Genomic DNA, 14,769 nt, shown 5'->3' on the forward strand with positions numbered 1-14,769 from the left:
CGAAAGGGCCGACGGCACCGGGCAGGCACACAACGGCCCCGGCAGAACGCACCCCGGGCGCCGAGTCCACGGCATCAGGTCGACGGCCCCGAGACCGGCGGACGCCCCGAGCGGTGCCCGCCCCGATACCCGACCTGGGGCGAGCCCGCTGCCGCGAGTCGAATCCGATCGCAGGGTCCGGTCACCGCAGACAGATCACCCACCGGACCGCGACCGGACAGCGAAGCCGTCGTCCGGCGGGTCGAGCAGGCAGAACGCCAGGCACCGGGCGGCACCCGAGCACCCGCACCCGCCAGACGGGCGCAGATCGCCTCGGCTCAGCCCGCCCGAGGCACGTGCAACGGGCCGAGGTCGAGCACGGCGCGGAACTCCTTGGCAGGCACCGGCCTCGAGAACAGCCAGCCCTGATACGCGTCCACCCCGACGCCCCGCAGCACGTGGAACTGGGTCGCCGTCTCGACGCCCTCGGCGACACAGCTGCGATCCATCGCCCTGGCCATGTCGACCACGGCCCGCGCCACGGCGAAGTCGGAGGGATCGTTGCCGACCCCGGCGACGAATCGCCGATCGACCTTGATGATCTGCGCGGGCAGGTCCTTGAGCCGGGCCAGCGAGGAGTAGCCGGTGCCGAAGTCGTCGACCGCGAAGCGCACGCCCCGGTCCACCAGCTCGCCCATCGTCTGTCTGGTTCTCGAAGGCAGGTCGACCAGGCTGGTCTCGACGAGTTCCAGGATCACCCGGTTCCAGTCGATCCCGGCCTCTTCGACGGCATGCGTCACCGAGTCGACGAAGTCGGGAACGCCGGGCACCAGGCCGGCCAGGTTCACCGCCACCGCGACCGGCCTGCCGTCGACCTGCGGCCACGTCGAGGCCTCCCGCAGCGCGGTCCGCAACACCCAGCGGTCCAGGTCCCGCAGCAGGTCGCCCTGTTCGGCCACCGGCAGGAACACGTCGGGGGCGAGCAGGCCGCGCTCGGGATGCGGCCATCGGACCAGGGCCTCCGCCGTCTGCACGGCGCCGTCCGGCCCCACCACCGGCTGATAGTGCAGAACCAGCTCGTCACGGGTCAGCGCCTCGCGCAGCTGCCCCTCCAGGTGGACCTGCCGGTCGGCCGAGGCCATCAGGGCGGCGCTGGCCAGCGCGACCCGACCCGCACCCTCCCGCTTCGCCTCGAACATCGCCGCGTCGGCGAACCGCAGCAGGTCGGCGCCGCTGGCCCGTGAGCCGTTCGGCACGGCGGCGCCGATCGAGGCCGAGACCCGCACCAGCTGACCGTGCACGGGAACCGCCGTCCGCAACAGCCCCGCGACCCGCGTCGCCAGGGCGTCCACCCCGCCGACGGCGTCGATGTCCGAGCAGATCACCACGTACTCGTCACCGGAGAGCCGCGCCGCGGTGCAGCCGGGGGGCAGGCCGCCCTCCAGCCGACGCGCCAACGCGACCAGCAGTTCGTCGCCCGCGTCGTGGCCGAGCGAGTCGTTGACGCGCTTGAAGTTGTCGATGTCGCAGAACAGCACCGCCACCCGGCTGCCGTCCGGGCCGCTGAGCAGCCCGGCCAGGCGTTCCTTCACGGCCGCCCGGTTCGGCAGTCCGGTGAGGTCATCGTGGGTTGCCTGGTGCCGCAGGGCCTCCGCGGCCCTGCGTCGCTCGGTGATGTCCTGGAAGACGATCAGCCAGAACTGGCGGCCGTCGTCCTGCACCGAGCGGGAGACGTGCAGTTCGCAGTAGACGGGCTCGCCGTCGGAGCGGACCAGCAGCCGTTGCGGCACCTTCGTCCGCTTGACGTCCAGTCCCGCGATGCGGGCCGCCGACCGCGCCCTGGCCTCGCGTTCCTGCGGATGGGTGAGCTGGTCGGCCGACATGCCTCGGATCTGGTCGAGGTCATAGCCGAGCAGGTCGCACAGCGTCTCGTTGGCGTCGATCAGCCGCTCTTCGTGATCGAAGATGCCGATGCCGACCGGGGCGATGGACACCAGGTCGGCGAACCGCTGACTGGTCCGGCGGACCTTGGCCTCCGCAGCGCGCTGCCCGGTGAGGTCCTGGGTGATGCCGACGACGCGAGGGGTCCCGTCCGCCTCTAACGTGATCGCGCCACTACACCGCACGATGCGGATCGAGCCGTCGTCTCGAATCACGCGGTGTTCGCATTCCGAGGGCTGCTGATCCACCAGCAGGGTGTGCCAGAGTCCGTCGACGGTCGACCGATCCTCGGGATGCACGCCGTCGAGGTATCGCTGGTAGGTGATCTCGACGTCGTCGGCGACGCCGAAGATCTCCCGCAGGACCGGCGACCAGGAGACATGGTCGGATGCCGGGTCCCACGACCAGAAGCCGAGGCCCGCGCCGCGCTCGGCGTCGAAGAGCCGTCGGCGCTCCGCCCGCAGCTCGGCCTCCAGTTCACGTTGCGCGGTCACGTCCTGCACGGTGCCGTGTCGGCGGATCACCGCACCGTTCTCGTCGAGTTCGGCACGCATCCGGCAGGCGTATCGCCGTTCTCCGGTGCGATCGCGCAACTCGACCTCGCCCGGCCTGCCGTCGACGTGATCGAGCAGGCTCACGGCCACATCGCGGTCCTCGGGATGCACCGCTGCCAGCAGCTGTCTGTCGTCGCCCGTGAGTTCGAGCAGCCGTTCGCGCAGCACTTCGCTGCACCGACGGGAACCGAACGGCTCCTCCTGGGTGAAGCTGCCGAGTCGGGCGATGCGCTGGGCCTCCAGCAGCCAGGCGCGTTCCTCGGCGAGTGCCTCGGCCGCGATCCGCTCCTGGGTGACGTCCGTGGCGAAGCCGACGAGGAACTCGGGCAGCCCGGCCGCATCCCTGGTGATCGTCGCCTTGGCGAGGAGCCGCCGCACCGGACCGTCGGGCGGCTGGACCCGGTACTCGAAGACGAAGTCCTCCAGCCGCTCGGTCTGTTCGGCGGCGAGGTTGATCAGCCGTTCCCGATCGTCGTGATGCAGCAGGCCGACGATGCCTGCAAAGTCCAGGGGCGCCCCGCCGGGCTCACGGCCGTGCAGCACGAACAGGCCCGGTGACCAGTGCCCGACGCCGTCGGAGAGCCGGTACTCGAAGGAACCGATGCCCGCGTCGATCTGGACCTCGCGAAGCCGCTGCAATTCCGCCCGCACCTTCGACGACGGACCGGTGTCCGGGAGATCGACGAGCAATACGGTGCGCAGCGCCTGCTCACCCGATTCGGGGGGCAATCGCACCACTCGAACGGGAACAGTCGAACCATCCGTGCGCGTGACCCGATCGGACCCGCCGTCCGGGTCTGCGGTGACATCGAGCTTGCGGCCGATCAACGCCACGGCGGAGTCCGCCCGCAGCAGCCGCACGAAGTCCTCGTTGGCCGCCTGGATCAACCCCTGGGGGTCACAGCGGACCGCAGGGACGTCGAATGCGGACAGGCCGATGTCCTGATCGAGAACACCGGCACCGTCCAGGCCCCCGAGCTGCTCGACCTGATCGGTCACGGCTTCATCCTCCCGCTCGCGCGACGTGGCATGCAGTCGACTGCGCGGACGGTCCGTCCGCGTCGACGGCGATCGACCGACGGCGTCGGAACGCCACCTGTCAGTGCCTACCCGACGCCTGCCTTCGGAGTCACTCCGCCAGACCGGGCCGGGGCCCCGGTGGGCCCCGGCCGATCAGGCATGTTCGGCGGGCTGAAAGCTTCGCCAATCAAGTGACAGCCTTTCAGGTGACTCCTCAATGCACACCCGATGACGCCGTTTCGACGATCTTTTTTCGTCGCGTCTGCAGAGTGTCACTCTGCACCCGATCGTCCCGGCCCAGTCCCCCTGATCGGGCGACTGCACGGCTACTCGGCGGCACGGGCCACCGCGTCGGCCACGGCGGGTGCGACGCGCGGGTCCAGGGCGCTGGGCACGATGCGGTCGATGGACAACTCCTCCGCCGCCACCGAGGCGATCGCCTCCGCCGCCGCGAGCTTCATCCGCTCGGTGATGCGCCGGGCTCCCGCGTTCAAGGCGCCCGCGAAGACGCCGGGGAAGGCCAGGACGTTGTTGATCTGATTCGGGAAGTCGCTGCGCCCGGTGGCCACGACGGCCGCATGGCGGGCGGCGATCTCCGGGTGCACCTCCGGGTCCGGGTTGGACAGGGCGAACACGATCCCGTCCGGAGCCATCAACTTCAGCGAGGTCTCGGGCACCTGAGCGGAGGAGACTCCGATGAAGACGTCGGCGCCGGTCAACGCCTCGTCCAGACCGCCGGTACGCCCGGCCGGGTTGGTCTCCTCGGCGAGGGCCGCCTTGATCGGGTTCAGATCGCCGCGTCCCGCGTGCACGATCCCCCGCGAGTCGAGCACCGTGACGTCCGCGATGCCCGCCGCGACCAGGATGCGCGCGCAGGCCACCCCGGCCGCGCCCGCTCCCGAGACGACGACGCGCAGGGAGCCGGGATCACGGGAGAGCACGGTCGCCGCACCCCGCAGCGCGGCGAGGACGACGATCGCCGTGCCGTGCTGGTCGTCGTGCATGACCGGGCAGTCCAGGGCCTCGATCAGCCTGGCCTCCAGCTCGAAGCAGCGCGGCGAGGACACGTCCTCCAGGTTGACCGCGCCGAAGGACGGGCGCAGCCGCACGAGAGTCTCGACGATCTCGTCGACGTCGGTGGTGTCGAGCACGATCGGGATGGAGTCCAGCCCGCCGAAGGCCTTGAAGAGGGCGGCCTTGCCCTCCATCACCGGCAGTGCCGCCCTCGGGCCGATGTCACCGAGGCCGAGGACGGCGGTGCCGTCGCTGACCACCGCGACCAGTCGGCCGGTCCAGGTGTAGTCCCTGGCCAGTGCTGCGTCGCGGGCGATGGCGCTACTGACCCGCGCGACGCCGGGTGTGTAGGCGATGGACAGGGCACGGGAGTCGGCGAGCGAGGTGCGCACGCTCACCCCGAGCTTGCCGCCCTCGTGGGCCAGGAAGATCTCTTCGTCGGTCAACCGACCGGTCGCCTGATCGTTCAGTGCGGTCACGACATCCCTCACGGTGGGAGACAGGTTGGGGTGCTCGCGGCGGCGGACCGCCTGCGGTGAGGCCCGGCGAGGTGGTGGCACCGGTGCGGCGGTATCCGTAGAGGCGAGCGGTGCCCTCGAAGGACGTTGAGTGAGGAGCACGAGGCGAATCAGCGGTGCCGATCAGTCTGGCAGTCCGGCCCGAGCCCCTCCAAACGACGTCCCGCGAAAGGTGAGCAATATTTCATTGAAACGACGATTCGGTTAGCAAGACGTCCGTTCTGATTGTTGAGAATTCTTCTGACAGTCAGGTCTTCACTCATTCCTGCTCGGCTACCCGAATCATCCGTTCCCGGCGTCCTCACCCGGGCCCACCGCATCCGTCGTATACCCCGGTCGGCCGAACAGGCCAACGGCGGCGTCCGAATGCGAGAGCCGAGCGGGAGCAGCATCTCGCACCCGGATCGAGGACGGCCCGAGTCCAGGTCGGAAGTGCATCGGCGCAGGCACCCGGCGGGCGGCTCCGCGCCGCCGCCCCGGCAGGCTCGCGATCGGCTCGACGCGGGCAGGCGGGGCGCCCTCGCACGTCAGCGCCCCGGCCGACCGCCGGACGAACCAGCCACGGCACACCGCCCACTTGTGACGCCGACGGCTCTCGGCGAGCCCGTCCGTCCGCGCCGCGACGCGGACTAGGCTCGTGGCTCGTGCGAGTACGAGAGCTGAGCATCGACGGCATCTTCGAGTTCATCCCGAGAAAATTCCCCGACTCGCGTGGGTCGTTCGCCGCGCCGTACCAGGAGGACGTCTTCACCGAGGCGGTCGGGCACCCGCTGCGACTCGGGCAGGCCAACAACAGCGTCTCCCGACGCGGGGCGATCCGCGGCGTGCACTTCGCCGACGTCCCGCCAGGCCAGGCCAAGTTCGTCTACTGCACGCGCGGCTCGATCCTCGACGTCGCCGTGGACCTGCGGGTGGGGTCCCCGACCTTCGGTCACCACGACACCGTGCGGCTGGACGCCGAATCGTCCAACTCGGTCTATCTGCCCGAGGGCATCGGCCACGCCCTGCTCGCCCTCGATGACGACACCGTCGTGTCCTATCTGTGCTCCGAGGGCTACCGCCCCGGTCACGAGCACGGGGTGAACCCGCTGGACCCCGAGCTGAAGCTGCCCTGGCCGAGCGACATCCCGCTGCTGCTGTCCGACAAGGACCGGGACGCGCCCTCGCTGAACGAGGCGCTGGCCGCGGGGCTGCTGCCGGATCACCAGACGTGCCTGGAGCACTACGGCAGGCAGCGCACGATGGTCGAGCTGCGATGACCGCCGAAAAACCGCCGGAATGGCCTGCAGGCGCGGTCTACCTGCTGCGGCACGGCGAGACCGAGTGGTCGGCCACGGGCAGGCATACCGGTGTCACCGACCTCTCCCTGACCACGCGGGGAAGAGACGAGGCGCGTCGAGCGGGCGAACTGCTCGCCCGGCTGCGAGGCGACGCGCCGCCGCCGCTCGTGCTGACCAGCCCGCGAGCCCGCGCCAGGCAGACCGCCGAACTCGCGGGCCTCACCGGCGAGGTCGTTCACGAGCTGGCGGAATGGGACTACGGCGACTACGAGGGCCGCACCACGCCCGAGATCCGCGAGCAGGTGCCGGACTGGACGATCTGGAGCAGGCCGACGCCGAACGGGGAGACCTCGGCCGAGGTGGGCCGCCGCGCCGATGCGGTCCTGACGACGGTGTCGACCCGAAGCGCGGGTCGCGACGTCGTCCTGGTCTCCCACGGCCATCTGCTCCGGGTGCTGATCGCCAGGGCCCTCGGGCTGCAGCCCGACCAGGGCGTCAGATTCGCCCTCCAGACCGCCGCGATCACGGTGCTCGGTGCGGAACGCGGAGTGCCCCAGCTCCGGAGCCTCAACCTGCGCTGACGGCAGGCACGTCCAGGACCGGCCGCAGCCGCCACGATCGGCGGTCGGCCACGGACGACGGCGGCTCGACGATCCCGCAGCGCAGCGGTCGTCGACGTCGCCGCACGCAGGGCCGCGCCCCCGGGGGCGCGCCTCGGGACTCCCTCACCGGACGAACCGCCGCCGGACCACCCCCGAACGGCAGTCTCGCCTTCGCCTCGCGGCCGATGGCAGCGATGATCGGGGGCGGCTCGACGCCGAGGGCGGGCCCGGTTCTGGTTCCGGCGCCGACCCGCGAGGAGGACGACAGCCATGACCGACCGAGAGCACGGCGGCCCGCAGGCGGTCTACGCCGGTTTCGACCAGGCCGAACTGGATCGTGAGTACTCGCCGAGCTCGTGTGTGCCGGACCTGGCACGGCTGCTCGACGACTACGCGGTCGCGGGCGTTCGAGCCCGTGCCGCGCTCCGGGTCCGGCTCGACCTGCGTTACGGCCCCGACCCGATGCAGGCACTCGACTTCTTCCCCGCCGACGCGCCTGAGGCGCCGCTTCTGGTGTTCGTCCACGGCGGCTACTGGCAGGAGCTCGGCAAGGGCGACGCGTCGTTTCCGGCCCTCGACCTGATCCCGGCGGGCGCCGCGTTCGCCTCCGTCGGCTACGGGCTGGCGCCGGAGCACTCGCTCGACGAGATCGTGGCCTCGGTGCGGCAGGGCCTGTGGTGGCTGGTCGAGCACGCCGAGAGCCTGGGCGTCGACCCCGCCCGTATCCATCTCGCAGGCAGTTCGGCGGGTGCCCAGCTGGTCGCCATGGCGCTCTGCCACGCAGCGCTGCCGGACGGACGATCGCCCTCGGAGGTGTTCGCGGGGGCGACGCTGCTCAGCGGGGTGTACGACCTCGAGCCGATCCGGCTCTCGTATGTGAACCGGGCGTTGGGCCTGGATGCGGCGGCCGCCCGGCGTAACAGTCCGCTGCATCTGCTGCCCGACCGGCTGCCGCCGTTGATCGTGGCCAGGGGCGCCGACGAGACCTCGGAGTTCGCCCGCCAGCACGACGACATGATCCGTGCGGTCCGCGCCGTCGGCGGCGAGGTGTGCGACCTCGTCGTCGACGGACGCAATCACTTCGATCTGCCGTTCGACCTCGGCGATCCCGCCACCTCCCTGGGCAGGGCGGTCCTGGCACAGCTCGGCGTGCGGAGAGCGGACGAGGCGCCGCGCTAGCCGCCTGCCGAGGCGGGCCGAGGTCGGTCCCCTGCCGCGACGAGCCGACAGCCGGTCCGGCCGCGCCGAAGGCGGGACGCCGAGTAGGTCAGAACCGTCGATGCATCACGTGCAGGCCCACCAGCCCGTGCTCGGGATGCCGGAACGCCTCCGGGACGGTGGTGAGAATCTCGAAGCCCAGCGAGGTCCACAGCCGGACGGCGGCCCGATTCGTCTCCACGACCGCGTTGAACTGCATCGCGCGATACCCCTCGGCCTCGGCCTCGGCGAGGACGTGCCGGGCCAGCGCCCGGCCCAGCCCCGCGCCCGACTGATCGGGGTCGATCATGAACGAGGCATTGGCGACGTGTGCGCCCGCACCAGGCTGCACCGGCTTGAGCAACGCGGACCCGACGATCGTCCGGCGGCCTGCCTCGTCGTCGAGTTCGGCGACGAACACCCGCGCGGGCGGTGGCAGCATCCACAGTCCCTCGGCGGTGCGCTCGTCGGTGTCCCGAGGGTAGGAGTAGGTCCGGCCGTCGGCGACGATCCGATGCCAGATCGGCCAGACGCCCGCCCAGTCGGCCGCCACGGCGGGGCGCAGCGTGGGCGTCACGGCGGCGCGGCCGAGGTTCTGCCGAGGAGTCTCGGTCCCCGGAGCCTGCTGCGATCCGGTCACGCCTGTCGTTCCTCAGCCGCCCGACTGAGCTCCTGGCCCGCCTCCTCCGGCGTCAGCCCCATGCCCCACAGGCGGGCGGCCGGGGTGTGCAGCAGGAGGACCGCGGCCGCGCAGTAGACGGCGAGTGCGATGCCCTCGGCAGGCCTGCCCGACGGCCCGAAGGCGTACCAGGCCACGCCGAGCAGCAGGAGTTGGATGAACAGGGCAGGGGTCCTCGACCAGGGACGCCCCCGCAACAGGCCGACCGCGAAGGCCAGCACCCCGCCGCTGAGCAGTGCGAAGTAGGCGGCGTGCCCGTAGCCGCTGCCGCCGGTCTCGGCGGCCTGCCCACCGACCTCACGGGCGAGCAGCATGGCGGTGAAGACCAGACCGGCGATGCCTTGAATACCGACGAGCAGACCGGCGATCAGCACCGACCTCGGCGCAGTGTCCAGGCGCACGGCCCACTCCTACCAGCTTCGGCGAACAGGGATACAGGGATGTCGACCTCGATGGTAGCCCCGTGTAACACCGGGCGGGTGACGGCGACTCGGCGATGCGTCCCCCGTCACGTCCGGCCTCGTCGGCGTCTCACGACCGCTCCACTGCCGGCTTAGGCTTTCCTCGTGCGCGCCCTCCTCGTGACGAACCCGCAGGCCACCACCACGACTCCCGGAACACGGGACGTGCTGGCGCACGCGTTGGCGAGCGCGGTGAAACTGGATCTGGTGGAGACCGCCTACCGGGGTCATGCAGCCGACGCCGCGGCAGAGGCGCGCGCCGACGGGCTGGACCTGGTCGTCGCGCTGGGCGGCGACGGCACGGTCAACGAGGTGGTCAACGGGCTGCTCCGGCGCGGAACGGGCGGCGAGGTGCCGATGCTCGCCGTGGTGCCCGGCGGGTCGGCGAACGTGTTCGCCCGCGCGCTGGGCATGTCCCGAGAGCCGGTCGAGGCGACCCATCAGGTGCTCCAGGCCTTAGAGGCTCGTCGTTCGAGACGCGTGGGCCTCGGTCGCGTCGACGACCGGTGGTTCACCTTCAACGCGGGTCTCGGCTGGGACGCCGACGTCGTCGAGGCCGTGGAACGTCAACGCGAGGCGGGCCTGGTCGCGACTCCGCTTCGCTACGCCAGGATCGCGTTCGACAGATATCTCCGATCGGCGATGCGAAAGCCGAGTCTCACCGTGGAGCTGCCCGGTCGAGAGCCGATAACGGGATGTCATCTGGCATTCGTCTGCAACACGACCCCGTGGACCTATCTCGGTCCGTACGCGATGCGCACCAATCCCGACTGCTCGTTCGACTCCGGTCTCGGGGTGTTCGCGCTGGACACGATGCGAGTGCCCACGGTGCTGCGCCATCTGACCCAGGTGTTCGCGGGCACGACGGGCGGTCCGCACGGCGCTCGGCTGCTTCGCGAAGACGATGTGCCGAGTGTCGTGGTGCGTTGTGACCGTCCGATGGGCCTTCAGGTCGACGGCGACTTCCTAGGTCGCCACGAAGAAGTTCGCTTTAATGCAGCGCCGAACGCACTCGAGGTTGTAGCCTGACCGTTGCACCGCGACGACTGGCACGTTGTCAACCGCTGTCGGGTGGTTCTTTTCGCCGGGCGCGCCCCGCAAACCCACCACCAAACGTGATCACCTGTCGATCGTTCGGGTGAGTCTCCTCACCGGAATGGATCGAACCCCTTGACATCGCGCCAGTTCGTGAAAGCATTCACAAGCACCCAGCACATCCCCCCACCGACTACCGGCGCGTACTGATCGCGCCTAGCGAGGAGCTAGGAACAATGGACTGGCGCCACGATGCGGCCTGCCGTGACGAGGACCCCGAGCTGTTCTTCCCCGTGGGAAACAGCGGTCCCGCCCTTCTGCAGATCGCCGAGGCGAAGGCCGTCTGCCGCCGCTGCCCGGTGTCCTCCGAGTGCCTGAGCTGGGCTTTGGAGAGCGGGCAGGACGCGGGCGTCTGGGGCGCGATGAGTGAGGATGAGCGACGCGCTCTCAAGCGGCGTAACGCTCGCACTCGCGCCCGCAGTAACGTCTGAGCCGCGCGAAACACCATTCACACGCTGTGAAGGCCCGATCCGAGTCGACTTCGGATCGGGCCTTCACTGCGTTCGCCATACCCACTCGAATACGTCGAACAGTCACCCGCTGATCACATCCGGCATCCCTGCGCCCGCAGGCCGCCGGACACCGAGAGTCAAGGTCGGAACAGGCGAACGGACGCCGAACCCGCCGAATCAACGCCGTCGAGTCAGCGGCACCCGGAGTACCGCCTGCGTCCCGACCGTGTCACCCCGCCGCAGACTCAACGAGGCCCGCAGCTCCGAGTCCACCAGGGTCCGCACGATCTGAAGCCCCAGCCCCTCCGCTCGCTCGAGCGAAAAGCCTGCTGGCAGCCCCCTGCCATCGTCGGCGACGACCACGTCCAGCCATTTCGCCGATCGTTCGGCCGACACCACCACCAGTCCCCGCACCCCGCTGGCGAAAGCATGCTCCATCGCGTTCTGCACCAGCTCGGTGAGCACCATCACCAAGGGCGTAGCCAGCTCGGCGTTCACCACGCCGAACCGGCCCTCCCGGCGCACGACGACCCGACTCTCCGCCGCGGCGACATCGCTCATCATCGGAATGACCCGGTCCACGAGATCATCGAGGTCCACCCGCTCGTCCACCGACATCGACAGCGTCTCGTGCACCAGCGCGATCGAGGTCACCCGACGCATCGACTCCTCCAAGGCCTGCCGGGCCTCGACCGTCGACATCCGGCGGGACTGCAGGCGCAGCAACGCCGCCACCGTCTGGAGATTGTTCTTCACGCGATGGTGGATCTCGCGGATCGTGGCGTCCTTTGACATCAACGCACGATCGCGCCGCTTGACGTCGGTGACGTCGCGGACCAGCACCAGCGCCCCGGCAGGCTGCCCCCGAGGGCGCAACGGCAACGCCCGGAACAGCACCGTGGCACCGCGCGCCTCGGCCTCCATCCGCATACTCGGCTCGCCGTCCACCGCCGACCTGATCCGCTGCGCGACCTCCGTCGCGTCGAAGGGATCGGAGAGCAGTGACCGGGTGAGCGCGGCGAGCTGCGTGCCGATGAGGTCGGCGGCGTGCCCCATCCGGTGATAGGCCGACAGGGCGTTGGGGCTGGCGAAGACCACGCCCCCCGCCGAGTCCAGCCGGATCATGCCGTCGCCGATCCGAGGACTCGTGTGCACGTCGGGCGAGGGCTCGACGGCGGGGAAGGTGCCGTCGGCGACCATCTGACACAGGTCGGAGGCGCTGCCGAGATAGGAGATCTCCAGCGGGCTGGGCACCCGAGGAACGGCCAGGTTGGTGTCCCGGCTGAGTACGGCGACGACCTCTCGGTCGAACCGCACCGGGATGGTCTCGCGGCGGACCGGCACGCCGAGATGCCAGCGGGGGTCCTCCTCGCGACAGATCCGGCCCTCGATCACGGCCCTGCGCAGCTGCGGATGCTCTTCGGCGGCCAACCTGCCGCCCACCAGGTCCTCCGGATGAGCGGTGGGCGCGGTCGTGGGACGGGCCTGGGCGACGCACAGGAACCGTCGTCCCAGCTCGGCGTCCTCCTCCAGCGGCACCCAGAGCAGGAAGTCCGCGAAGGAGAGGTCGGCGAGGAGCTGCCATTCCACGACCACCCGCTGGAGGTGCTCGATGACGGCGTCGGACAGACCAGTGTGCTCGGCGAGCAGGTCGGACAGCGTCGACATGTCAGGCCCCCACCCGAGACGCGATCACTCGACCACCGCGATCGGGGCGCCGTGCCGAGCGACGTCTCCGTCGCGCACCGGTCGCGCCGCCGCGCCTGTGGTCTCGGTCACCACGAGGTCTCCCTCTTCATCGACGTGAGCATGACGTGCAGGCGGCCCTGGGTCCCTCGGCTCGCTGCGACGACGGCGACCTCGGACCCGTCTGCCGCACGCTCGGCACGAATCTTCTCGGTCATCGCCACGTCCTCCTGATGCTCCATCCTCGTCGCCATCCAACCACGACCGGGCCGGCTCCTCGGCGTCGGTGACAGCGTGTCAGACTCTCCGGGCAACTCCACGAGAAGGAGCCACGATGTCCAAGCGTGCTCGCAAGAAGCGTGACCGGAAGAAGAAGGGCGCGAGCCACGGCAAGCGCCCCAACAGTTGAGCGGAGCCTCGGGTGCGTCCCGCACTCTGGAGGACCGGTTCGACAGTGAACGACCCCGGCACGCAGCCGACATCGCGTCCGGGGTCGTTTCGCGTCCGAGTCCTCATCGCAGCCGGGGCGGCCGAAGGTTCGTGCAAGGCCCGCGCCGCGCCAAGTGGTCGTCTGCCCGAACTCCTGCCGAGTTCCTGGCGGTGCGCCGCACCGAGGACATCCCGGGCCGGTCGGGCGTTGGCCGTCGGACCCGCGATGACGTCGTTCTACAGGTCTTCGCAGGCTGCCGATGCGGGTGCGCACAGCGAAAGCTCCGGCAAACAGGCTCCCCGGCGAACTCCATCGCCGCGATCATCGCCCACGGCGTGGACCGTCGACGGCGAGCAGACCCGAGGCGGATGAACTGCCCGGTGCCCGGCCGTCGACCCGACCTGAGCCGAGCAGCCGAGCGACTGCCTCGACCTGCGTTCTCGGCACCGACCGCGAACCGGCGACCGGCGTACAGAACTGCGGCTCGGACGCTCAGTCCTCGCGGACCTGGACTCGCTGCGGCGGGGCGGCATCCGGCGTCCTGGCCCGCAGCTCGACCTCGACGGTCCGGCCGCGCGGTCCGTGCTCGACGGTCACCTGTGCCTGCTCCAGCACGGTCTCACGGATCGACGTGCGCAGCCGCTCCTTGAGTGCGTCCGGCGCCTGCTCGTTGCCGCATTTCCGGGCGAGGAGCTCCTTGAGGTGCTCCTCGATGCCGAAGTGCTCCAGGCACGGCCCGCACTCGTCGAGATGCCTGCGCAGCGCATCGCCTCGACCTTGCGCGCACTCGTGGTCGAGCAGCAGCCACAGCTCGCCGAGCACCTCGGTACACGGCGTCTCGTGAGGTCGCTCGTCGCTCACGACTTCGTCACCTCCCGCTCACTCGCCCGGAAGAAGCCGCGGTCCCTGGCGACGTCGGTCAGCAGGTCCCTGAGCTGAGCGCGTCCACGGTGCAGTCGCGACATGACCGTGCCGATCGGCGTGCCCATGATCTCGGCGATCTCCTTGTAGGCGAAGCCCTCCACGTCCGCCAGATAGACCGCCATCCGAAAGTCCTCCGGCAACTGCTGCAACGCCTCCTTGACCGCGGTGTCCGGCAGGTTGTCGAGTGCCTCCACCTCGGCGGACCTCAGCCCGGACGAGGTGTGGCTCTCGGCCTGTGCCAACTGCCAGTCCGAGATCTCCTCGGTCGGCTGCTGCTGCGGCTGGCGTTGCCGCTTACGGTAACCGTTGATGTAGGTGTTGGTGAGGATTCGGTAGAGCCAGGCCTTCAGGTTGGTGCCCTGCGAGAACGACGCGAAGGCCGCGTACGCCTTCAGGTAGGTCTCCTGCACCAGGTCTTCCGCGTCAGCCGGGTTGCGGGTCATCCGCAGCGCAGCGCCGTAGAGCTGGTCGAGCAGCGGCATGGCGTCGCGCTCGAACCGGCCTGCGAGTTCGCCGTCCGCCGGGGGCCCCGCCTGGCGATCCGCTCCCGTGGCTCCCGATCTGCCGGGCACGGAACTCCCTTCCCGCCGTCGCCTGCCTGCGACGGTACGAGTCGACAAGCCCGAGGTCGGGCGACCGCGGGCCGTCCTCAAGCCTACGTCTTCGCGGGCATCCCGCCCGGCTTCCAGCACCTCTGTCACCACGTCCAGGGCAACGCCGAGGGCCGCGCCCGCATTCCCGCGCACCGTCCCTCGTTCCGCTGTGCGGGTACCCCGAGGCCTGCCGGATCAGACGTGGCGGGCAGCCCCGACTCGTCGAGAAGGTGCATTCGTCGGGCGGGCAGGCGTGTCAAGGGACTCCGGTGCCCTCGGTCGCCTCGGGTGCTCTAAGTGAGCCCTGGTGCGCGTGTCGGCTCTCGGTGTCCCTGTTCCTCGGC

Annotated in this window: 14 protein-coding genes; 6 read left to right on the plus strand and 8 right to left on the minus strand. The window is 70.4% G+C overall.

From position 1 onward, the window contains the following. Nucleotides 1-317 precede the first annotated feature (317 nt). Both UA75_RS27155 and UA75_RS27165 read right to left on the minus strand, forming a co-directional pair. Nucleotides 318-3,473, minus strand: a complete 3,156-nt coding sequence (locus UA75_RS27155) for an EAL domain-containing protein (RefSeq protein ID WP_232237476.1) — start codon at nt 3,471-3,473, stop codon at nt 318-320. A 347-nt stretch (nt 3,474-3,820) separates the two neighbouring features. Continuing rightward, nucleotides 3,821-4,987, minus strand: coding sequence for an NADP-dependent malic enzyme (locus UA75_RS27165; protein WP_075742661.1), 1,167 nt, complete (start codon nt 4,985-4,987; stop codon nt 3,821-3,823). A 683-nt stretch (nt 4,988-5,670) separates the two neighbouring features. On the opposite strand from UA75_RS27165, the gene UA75_RS27170 reads away from it, so the two are divergent. The 3 genes from UA75_RS27170 to UA75_RS27180 all read left to right on the plus strand — a co-directional run bounded on the left by UA75_RS27170 (nt 5,671) and on the right by UA75_RS27180 (nt 8,087). Continuing rightward, nucleotides 5,671-6,285 carry a dTDP-4-dehydrorhamnose 3,5-epimerase family protein gene (locus tag UA75_RS27170; protein WP_075742662.1) on the plus strand — a complete coding sequence of 205 codons (615 nt, stop codon included), beginning with the start codon at nt 5,671-5,673 and terminating at the stop codon, nt 6,283-6,285. After that, complete coding sequence (locus UA75_RS27175) at nt 6,282-6,887, plus strand: histidine phosphatase family protein (RefSeq protein WP_075742663.1); 606 nt, start codon at nt 6,282-6,284, stop codon at nt 6,885-6,887. Before UA75_RS27170 ends, UA75_RS27175 begins: the two co-directional genes overlap by 4 nt. Nucleotides 6,888-7,178: 291 nt before the next feature. Next, the gene (locus UA75_RS27180) at nt 7,179-8,087 is read left to right on the plus strand and encodes an alpha/beta hydrolase (protein ID WP_075742664.1); all 909 of its coding nucleotides are present in this window, start codon (nt 7,179-7,181) and stop codon (nt 8,085-8,087) included. A gap of 88 nt (nt 8,088-8,175) precedes the next feature. On the opposite strand, the gene UA75_RS27185 is transcribed toward UA75_RS27180, so the two are convergent. Together UA75_RS27185 and UA75_RS27190 are read right to left on the minus strand one after the other, a co-directional pair. Next, a complete protein-coding gene (locus UA75_RS27185) occupies nt 8,176-8,745 on the minus strand; it encodes a GNAT family N-acetyltransferase (RefSeq protein WP_318533271.1) in 570 nt (189 codons plus the stop codon). Further along, the gene (locus UA75_RS27190) at nt 8,742-9,185 is read right to left on the minus strand and encodes a hypothetical protein (RefSeq protein ID WP_075742665.1); all 444 of its coding nucleotides are present in this window, start codon (nt 9,183-9,185) and stop codon (nt 8,742-8,744) included. The genes UA75_RS27185 and UA75_RS27190 overlap by 4 nt, the downstream gene beginning before the upstream one ends. Before the next feature lie 165 nt (nt 9,186-9,350). On the opposite strand from UA75_RS27190, the gene UA75_RS27195 reads away from it, so the two are divergent. Next, nucleotides 9,351-10,274 carry a diacylglycerol/lipid kinase family protein gene (locus UA75_RS27195; RefSeq protein WP_075742666.1) on the plus strand — a complete coding sequence of 308 codons (924 nt, stop codon included), beginning with the start codon at nt 9,351-9,353 and terminating at the stop codon, nt 10,272-10,274. A gap of 242 nt (nt 10,275-10,516) precedes the next feature. Next, a complete protein-coding gene (locus UA75_RS27200; RefSeq protein ID WP_069851995.1) occupies nt 10,517-10,771 on the plus strand; it encodes a WhiB family transcriptional regulator in 255 nt (84 codons plus the stop codon). 198 nt (nt 10,772-10,969) lie between these two features. Here the strand turns inward: UA75_RS27200 and UA75_RS27205 are convergent, their stop codons facing one another. Together UA75_RS27205 and UA75_RS35000 are read right to left on the minus strand one after the other, a co-directional pair. Then, nucleotides 10,970-12,460 carry a sensor histidine kinase gene (locus UA75_RS27205; protein ID WP_075742667.1) on the minus strand — a complete coding sequence of 497 codons (1,491 nt, stop codon included), beginning with the start codon at nt 12,458-12,460 and terminating at the stop codon, nt 10,970-10,972. Between the two features lie 107 nt (nt 12,461-12,567). Beyond that, a complete protein-coding gene (locus UA75_RS35000; RefSeq protein WP_257787489.1) occupies nt 12,568-12,696 on the minus strand; it encodes a hypothetical protein in 129 nt (42 codons plus the stop codon). A 116-nt stretch (nt 12,697-12,812) separates the two neighbouring features. Here UA75_RS35000 and UA75_RS35245 point away from each other — a divergent pair, with 116 nt between their 5' ends. Further along, nucleotides 12,813-12,887 (plus strand): 50S ribosomal protein bL37, encoded by a 75-nt coding sequence (locus UA75_RS35245; RefSeq protein WP_404800003.1) that lies wholly within the window; start codon nt 12,813-12,815, stop codon nt 12,885-12,887. Nucleotides 12,888-13,400: 513 nt separating this feature from the next. On the opposite strand, the gene rsrA is transcribed toward UA75_RS35245, so the two are convergent. Both rsrA and UA75_RS27215 read right to left on the minus strand, forming a co-directional pair. Next, nucleotides 13,401-13,769: a mycothiol system anti-sigma-R factor gene (gene rsrA, locus UA75_RS27210; protein ID WP_075742668.1), complete on the minus strand. Its 369-nt coding sequence runs from the start codon at nt 13,767-13,769 to the stop codon at nt 13,401-13,403. Beyond that, nucleotides 13,766-14,404: a sigma-70 family RNA polymerase sigma factor gene (locus tag UA75_RS27215; protein ID WP_232237478.1), complete on the minus strand. Its 639-nt coding sequence runs from the start codon at nt 14,402-14,404 to the stop codon at nt 13,766-13,768. Before UA75_RS27215 ends, rsrA begins: the two co-directional genes overlap by 4 nt. Nucleotides 14,405-14,769 lie beyond the last annotated feature (365 nt).

This window comes from Actinoalloteichus sp. GBA129-24 (assembly GCF_001941645.1).
Lineage (GTDB): Bacteria > Actinomycetota > Actinomycetes > Mycobacteriales > Pseudonocardiaceae > Actinoalloteichus_A > Actinoalloteichus_A fjordicus.

Coding starts and splice junctions, on each gene's coding strand:
- UA75_RS27175 (WP_075742663.1), top strand. CDS start 6,282: ATGACCGCCGAAAAACCGCCGGAATGGCCTGCAGGCGCGGTCTACCTG.
- UA75_RS27180 (WP_075742664.1), top strand. CDS start 7,179: ATGACCGACCGAGAGCACGGCGGCCCGCAGGCGGTCTACGCCGGTTTC.
- UA75_RS27200 (WP_069851995.1), top strand. CDS start 10,517: ATGGACTGGCGCCACGATGCGGCCTGCCGTGACGAGGACCCCGAGCTG.
- UA75_RS27205 (WP_075742667.1), bottom strand. CDS start 12,460: ATGTCGACGCTGTCCGACCTGCTCGCCGAGCACACTGGTCTGTCCGAC.
- UA75_RS35000 (WP_257787489.1), bottom strand. CDS start 12,696: ATGACCGAGAAGATTCGTGCCGAGCGTGCGGCAGACGGGTCCGAGGTC.